General features: G+C 67.1%; 5 protein-coding genes. All 5 read left to right on the forward strand.

Going from position 1 to position 6,800, the window contains the following annotated elements; translation table 11 throughout:
• Positions 1–686: hypothetical protein (locus ABZ656_RS51150; protein ID WP_360278636.1), on the forward strand; the 686-nt coding region annotated here is incomplete at its 5' end.
• A gap of 167 nt (positions 687–853) precedes the next feature.
• Complete coding sequence (locus ABZ656_RS51155) at positions 854–4,411, forward strand: WXG100 family type VII secretion target (protein ID WP_360278639.1); 3,558 nt, start codon at positions 854–856, stop codon at positions 4,409–4,411.
• 135 nt (positions 4,412–4,546) lie between these two features.
• Positions 4,547–4,999, forward strand: coding sequence for a YbaB/EbfC family nucleoid-associated protein (locus ABZ656_RS51160; RefSeq protein WP_101408613.1), 453 nt, complete (start codon positions 4,547–4,549; stop codon positions 4,997–4,999).
• Positions 4,992–5,381: a hypothetical protein gene (locus tag ABZ656_RS51165; protein ID WP_101408614.1), complete on the forward strand. Its 390-nt coding sequence runs from the start codon at positions 4,992–4,994 to the stop codon at positions 5,379–5,381. Before ABZ656_RS51160 ends, ABZ656_RS51165 begins: the two co-directional genes overlap by 8 nt.
• Positions 5,382–5,447: 66 nt before the next feature.
• Positions 5,448–6,275 carry a type VII secretion system-associated protein gene (locus tag ABZ656_RS51170; RefSeq protein WP_360278643.1) on the forward strand — a complete coding sequence of 276 codons (828 nt, stop codon included), beginning with the start codon at positions 5,448–5,450 and terminating at the stop codon, positions 6,273–6,275.
• Positions 6,276–6,800 lie beyond the last annotated feature (525 nt).

Genomic DNA, 6,800 nt, shown 5'->3' on the forward strand with positions numbered 1-6,800 from the left:
AGACAGGGCAGCGGGTGTGGGCGGGTGATGCGACGAAGTACGGGAGTATGCCGCAGCAGGACGCGGGTGATGCGACGAAGTATGGGCGTGCGGCGGCGGAGGATGGGAGTTCTTCGGGGTCGGCGCAGTACGGGAACAGGGTGCCCGCTGACCAGTACTACGGGGTCGAGCCGTCGACGCAGGGTGGGCCGACAGGGGAGTACCAGCAGGCCTACAAGTCGGTACGACCGCAGGGCGAGTTCGCGCCGGACAACCAGTCCGTGCCAGGGGATCTTCAGGGGGAGCTGGTGCAGGGGGTGCAGGGGGAGTGGGGCGCGCCGCAGGAGAACATGCTCGGGCAGTTCCGGCCGCAGATGCCCCTGGATTCGATGGTCAGCAGCATACCGGCGCATACCCCTGGGTTGCAGAATTCGCAGGGGGAGTACGGGGCATCGGGTGATCCGCAAATCTATGGGCAGGAAGTTTCGTATCCCTCGAACCAGTACACGGGTGATTCGCAGGGAAATGTGGATCAGGGAGTGCCGGCGGGGGGCGGCTCCGCGCCGACCGAGTACCACCCTGTGGAACAGGGGCAGGAGCTACGGCGCGGCGAGCATATCCTGAATGGGAGCCCCGCGGACGCGGAAGAGCAGCAGGAGCAACTGTGGCAGCCGGCGGAATCGAGTTACCTGCTGCCCGGGCTCTAGAGCCTTCCCCATACTTGCGTTGTTCGGACCGGTGGAATATACGGAACGAGCCCGGACGATGCTAGGCAGAGGCCGACGCGGTTCAGCGCCGGGTGGGCGGCGGAACGATCGGTTGACCGTGATAAGCCACGGTCATTGAGTGTCGGCTGGATTGGAGCGCGGAGGGCATGGGCGACAAGGACAAAAAATACGTCGACAATGGACCCGTCGACCTTACCGGTGACTACAAGGACTGGAACTGGAAGCAGATCATGCAGGCGGTCACCGGCGGTGCCGCCATCGACAATGCCAATGACGCCCAGGCCGCCGCTGGGATTTCCGACCCGCAGAGCGTCCAGGACGCCGCCAACGCCTTCTACTACACGCAGAAGGTGCTGGAGGATGTCGCCCAGGCACTGAAGGATCAGTCCGAGGCTCTGACCGGTGAGAACCGGCCGTGGCAGGGGCAGGCGGCCCAGGCCTTCAACACTGCCATGGGGTCCTTCTCCAAGCAGGTGACCTCCATGGCCGAGGCACTCTCCGGAGGCATCACCGGTCACCACAACATCCCGCAACAGCTGGCGGACAACGCACAGCATCTGCGGGAGGGTATAGCCAAGATCAATGACATCAATTACTGGTATGCGCAACAGGCGCTGAAGATGAATCCTGATGCCAAGATGGCAAACGGGTTGATCAGCGTGCACGACTCGCCGCCCATCCCGGAAATGATGGCCAACGACATGCGTCAGGTGCTCTACGGGCTGGCGAAGCACTACACGGTGGTCAAGGACGCTGTCGTCGAGCCCGTACCGCCCGACGACCCGACGGCTGCGCCGCCGACCAGCGATGCTCCTCCGTACAGTGATGCTCCTCCGTACAGTGATGCGCCTCCGTACAGTGATGCGCCTCCGTACAGTGATGCGCCTCCGTACAGTGATGTTCCTCCGTACAGTGATGCGCCGCCGACCAGCGATGCTCCTCCGTACAGTGATGCGCCTCCGTACAGTGATGTTCCTCCGTACAGTGATGCGCCGCCGACCAGCGATGCTCCTCCGTACAGCCAGAGCCCGTACAGCGATCCCCAGGCGTCCAACATCCCAACGGAATCCTCGAATCCGGGGAGCCTGGACAGCTCGTCGGGGGGAGGTCCGCAGCTGAACGCCTATAAGTCCACCGCGCCCTACCCCGATTCGTCGCTGGCCCCTCAGCCGGATACCACGCCGATGCCCAGCGGGCTGGACCAGAGTCCCTCCGGGTACCCCGGCATTACGTCACTGGATCAGCCCGAGGGAGACCTTTCCACAGCCGGGCAACTCGATCCCGCCTTGGATTCGGCTATCAATCCCGGTACGGGAAATCTCGGTGACAGCCCTCCGGTCGTCATGCCCTTTTCCGGCCTGGGGTCGGGCACGGGTACACCCGGGAGCTTGACCAACGGCCCACCCCAGTCGCGTAAAGCGAATGTCTCCCCCTATAGCGGGGATCTTGGCCTTGACGCTCCGGAGAGCGGAGACGGCTCCCTGGCCGATTCCGGCAACTCCAATCTCCCCTCCTACGCGGGTGCGGGCCTGCCCGGACTGGACACCTCCGGGGTTTCGGCCCCTGATGGTTCGGCTATCTCTTCTTACCCGAACGCGGGTCTCGGCGGGGCTGATGGTTCGAACATCGCTTCTTACCCGGGCTTGGACACCTCCGGGGTTTCGGCCCCTGATGGTTCGGCCATCTCCTCCTACCCGAACGCGAGTCTTGGAACCTCTGGTGGTTCTGGGCTTGGTGGCGCCGATGGTTCGGGTATCTCTTCTTATCCGGGTGCGGGTCTTGGTGGCGCCGATGGTTCGGGCATCTCCTCCTACCCGGGCGCGGGCGTTGGCGGGGCTGACGGTTCGGGCCTTGCCGGGCTTGGCGGTTCAGGCTCCGGTTCCCAGGGCGGTGCGGCCGCTGGGGGGATGGGCGGTATGCCGATGATGCCCATGGGCGGTATGGGTGGCATGGGTGCGGGTGGTATGGGTGGTGGGTCGGAGGGGGCGCCGTCTGATGCTTCCGGTCTGCTGCAGGGAGATGCGGCGCCGTGGAGTGGTTCGCCGTCGCTGATGGATTCCGCGGGCGAAGTCTCGGGTGGTGCCGGCGCGGGTGGTCCTGGTCTGAACCTGTCGCAGGACGGGCTGGCGGCCGATGGCTCGACGCTCGAGGGGGCGCTGGCTGAAGGGACGCCACTTGAAGGGGCGCCGGTTGGGCAGGCGCCGTCGGGCGAGTCGGAGCCGGCCGCTGGGGGGATGGGCGGTATGCCGATGATGCCCATGGGCGGTATGGGTGGCATGGGTGCGGGTGGTATGGGTGGTGGGTCGGAGGGGGCGCCGTCTGATGCTTCCGGTCTGCTGCAAGGGGATGCGGCGCCGTGGAGTGGTACGCCATTGTCGCTGGATTCCGCGGGTGATGTGGCGGGTGGTGCCGGCGCGGGTGGTCCTGGTCTGAACCTGTCGCAGGACGGGCTGGCGGCCGATGGGTCGCCGATCGAGGGGGCATCGTCGGCGGAGTCGAATCCGGCCGCCGCGGGCATGGGGATGATGCCGATGAGCGGCATGGGCGCCGGGTCGGGGAGCGGCGACAGCGGTCACGAGCCTTCCGACGCCTCCGGCCTGCTGTTCGGCACGGCCGAGCCGTGGGCGGTCGCCCCGACAGCGGAGAGCTCCCCGGGGTCCTCGCATGGCGCGCCGCCCGGAGAGGGGCAGCTGCGGCTTCCGGGCGAGGCCGGTCAGTCCGCTGAACACTTCTCGTGGCGATCGGACGACCAGGAGCTCTCCGCTCCGCAGCACGCGAGTCCGTCGGCCGCCGACGGGTTCGCTCCCGGGATGATGGCGGGGATGTCGTTCGCCGCAGCCGCGGCAGCGAGTGCCGCCGCGGGTTCCGGTGGCAGCCGTCAGGAGCCCGCGGGTTCCGGTGCTATCCGCGACGAGTCTTCCGAAACCGCCGCCCCGGCGGTGTGGGGGGAGCCCGAACGGGCGACGGCCGAGCGCTCTGTCTCCAGCGCGTCGGCAGAAACCGCAGCCGAACGCTCTGCCTCCGGTGCGTTGGTGGACACCGCTGGTGAGTCGGCCCGGACCGGTAGCGATGCTCCCGAAACGCCGGGGCACGCGGTCGCCGAGACGGCAGGTCCCCACGCTGTGGCGGAATTCCAGCGGCCGTCCTACGAGGTGGAAGCGCCCAGCGGCGCCGAGGTCTCGGCGCCCGCTCGGCAGGAGTCGGCCCACCACGCAGCGGCCCCCACGGTCCCGGTGGCGGCTCCTGCGGTTCCCGTGGCCGACGACGCCACGACGTGGGACACATCGGTCGGCTCGCTCATCCCGCTGCTCGGGTCGCACGGGCGCGGCACGAGTGGCGACCAGGACACGGGGGCCGAGGGGGCCCGGCAGGACGCGGCCGCTGCGACTACGGTCGCAGCCGGTGCGTATGCGATAGCCGGGGCGCTCGCCGCGGACCGGGCCGGTGCCGAACCCGCACGGCCCGCCTGGCGACCGAAAACCTCCGGAAGCGCACCGGCGGATCTGACCTGTTCTTTCGCCGATCCCGATCCCGATCCCGAACCGGCGTCGGCCGCCCGTGACTCGGAGAGGCCAGCAGCCGCAGGTTCCAAGGGCAAGAGCAAGTCGCGCGAAGAGGAAGAGAAGCCCAGCGTCGCCGACCTGCTGCGTCAGGGCGAGGAGGTCTGGGGAGGCAGCCAGCGTGGCACGAGCGCGTTCGGCTGACACCGGCTGCGCATGCAGGCAGCGGTGTGTGTACGTGAGGCCATGGACTGCCGTATCCGCTTGGCAGCACCTGCCGTCTCAGGTTGAGTCGGTTCCATTGGGCAGCGATTGAACGTGGCGTTGAGGAGGGTCGGGATGTCGTCTCCGTACGACCAGCAGATCGAAGATCTGCTCGCGCAGTATCGCGAGCAGCGTGACCAGGCGGTCGAGTCGCGTCGTCAGATCAATGAGGTTTCGGCGACGGCGACGGCACCCCGGCAAGCGGTGAAGGTCACGGTGGGTGCACAGGGCCAGGTGACGGCGTTGGAATTTCCGACGGGCGCGTATAAGAACATGACGCCCAAGGATCTTTCCAAGGCGATCCTGACCGCCATTGAACAAGCCCGCGGCCAGGCGTTGGAGAAGGTGGTCGAGGCGATGGGGCCCGGGATTCCCGGACTGCCCGGAGGGATATCGATGGCCGATATTCTGAAGGGGAATTTCGACCCGAGCTCATTGCTGCCGGACGACTTGGGTCTGCCTGATGTGGTACGAGGGTATGTGGATCGCGGATCCGGTGTGAAGGACGGAGGTGACAGTCGTGGCTGATCAGCAGCCGCCGTCGACGGAGCCGTTCCGGGTTGACACGGACAAGACGAAGCCCGCGCTCAGTAAACTCGAGGAACTTGCTGGCCGGTTGGAGCGGGCGGGCCATAACCTCCTCACCACCAGTGAGTCTTATGGCGACCGGCCGTGGGGAGGGGACAAAAACGGGAAGAAGTTTTATGCGCAGTATAAGGAACCCCACGAGCAGTGCGTGGCCGCCGGGCTGGATGGGGGCGCCGCGCTGCGTGATTCGACTGAGCGGCTGCAAGAGATGATCAACGGGTTCGAGGCCACCGAGGAAGCGGCCAAGGACGAGGGCACGCGGTTGGCGTCGGATACGCAATCCGGCTCTGATCCGGGCTCGTCGTCTGGCCCGCCCGCGTGATGTGCCGGTTTTTCGTTCCCACTGTCGGCCGCTGCGGCCTGTCAAGAGCTGGACGGTAAGGAAGCAATGAGCAGCACGTCGGACCCGAAGGGCGCGTCACAGCAGCCCGAGCCCGTGATCCCCATGGTGCCGGTCTCCGAGGACACGGGAGCGGAAACCAAGGCCGGTACGGAGGAGCCGCCCCCGCTGGCCGAGCCCGCCGAGGGCACGGATCAGATGCCTCCGGTCCCGGACCACGTCCGTGAGGCGGCGCGGCAGGCCCCCGACCACTGGCTCGGATTGATCGACCCGACCTGGCCGGGGGAGGGGACGCCGCCGGTGTGGGCCGTCGTCGGCCAATGGCGTTCCGACCTGGACGGCGAGATCGTCGAATGGCGGGACAACGAGGAGTACAAGCCTTCGCCCCGGGCGCTGGGCTGGGCCGACCCGACCGACCCGGTGGACGATGCGGTGCAGCTGGCGGCGACCGGTTACGGTGCGGCGGAGGCGGTTACGCAGGCCCTGGCGGAGGCGGAGGTGGCGGTGTATGTCGCGCCGGGCGGCGGCCTGTTGTCCGCTCTGGGGCCGGATGACGAAACCGTCGTCGTCCCGGTCTTCACCTCGCCGGACCAACTGCATGCGGCCGGCCGGCTGTCCTTCAAGCCGATCAAGGTCCCCGAGTTGCTTGACCAACTTCCCGAGGGACATGTGATCTACCTGAACGCCGCCGGCGCGGTAAGCATGACGGTGCAGTCCGACGTGCTGCGCGAGGCCGTTGACGCCATCGCGGACGCAGACACCGAGGACAGCTGGTCCGCCGGTTTCAACCCGATGCTGTCCGGCGCACCGGCGTCGAGCGCCAGGGGCGGCGGGACCGGCGGGATGCAGACCGTTCGGACCGGTGATCTGCTGTAGGACGAGTCCTCGTCATACACCATGCCGGCCGGGCCGGTGACACGCCCCCTGGGCCCGCTCTGCCTCGTCCGGCACGGATTCCGCCGGGGTGTGCATGACCCGGACACGTGTGGTTGATGCCGGTGACCTGGGGCGGTTGCGGATGTAAGTGCAAGCCGCTGTGTACGCGCGGCCATGATCCAGTCGGATTGTTGGTGCTGGGGTCAAGTGGCGGTGCAGTCTGGTCCCTTATTAAACGTGGTGTTGAGGAAGGCTCGGATGTTGTCTCGATACGATCAGCGCATTGGGGAGTCAATTGCGCAGTATCGCGACGTCCGTGAGCAGGCGGTTGAGGCGCGTCGTCGGATCAACGTGGTGCCGAGTTCTGGGCCGGTCGCACCATCGTCCCTGCCTTCCTGTGCGACGGCTGGTGGTAGCTGAGCATGGGCAAGAGCATCGTCCTGCCTCATGGTTTGGAGTGGGTTTCCGCGCTGGCCGGTGGTGAGTGGCCGGAGGCGATGGAGGGTGATCTGTGGGATCTGGAGA

The sequence above is a fragment of the Streptomyces sp. NPDC007095 genome (assembly GCF_040634475.1).
Lineage (GTDB): Bacteria > Actinomycetota > Actinomycetes > Streptomycetales > Streptomycetaceae > Streptomyces.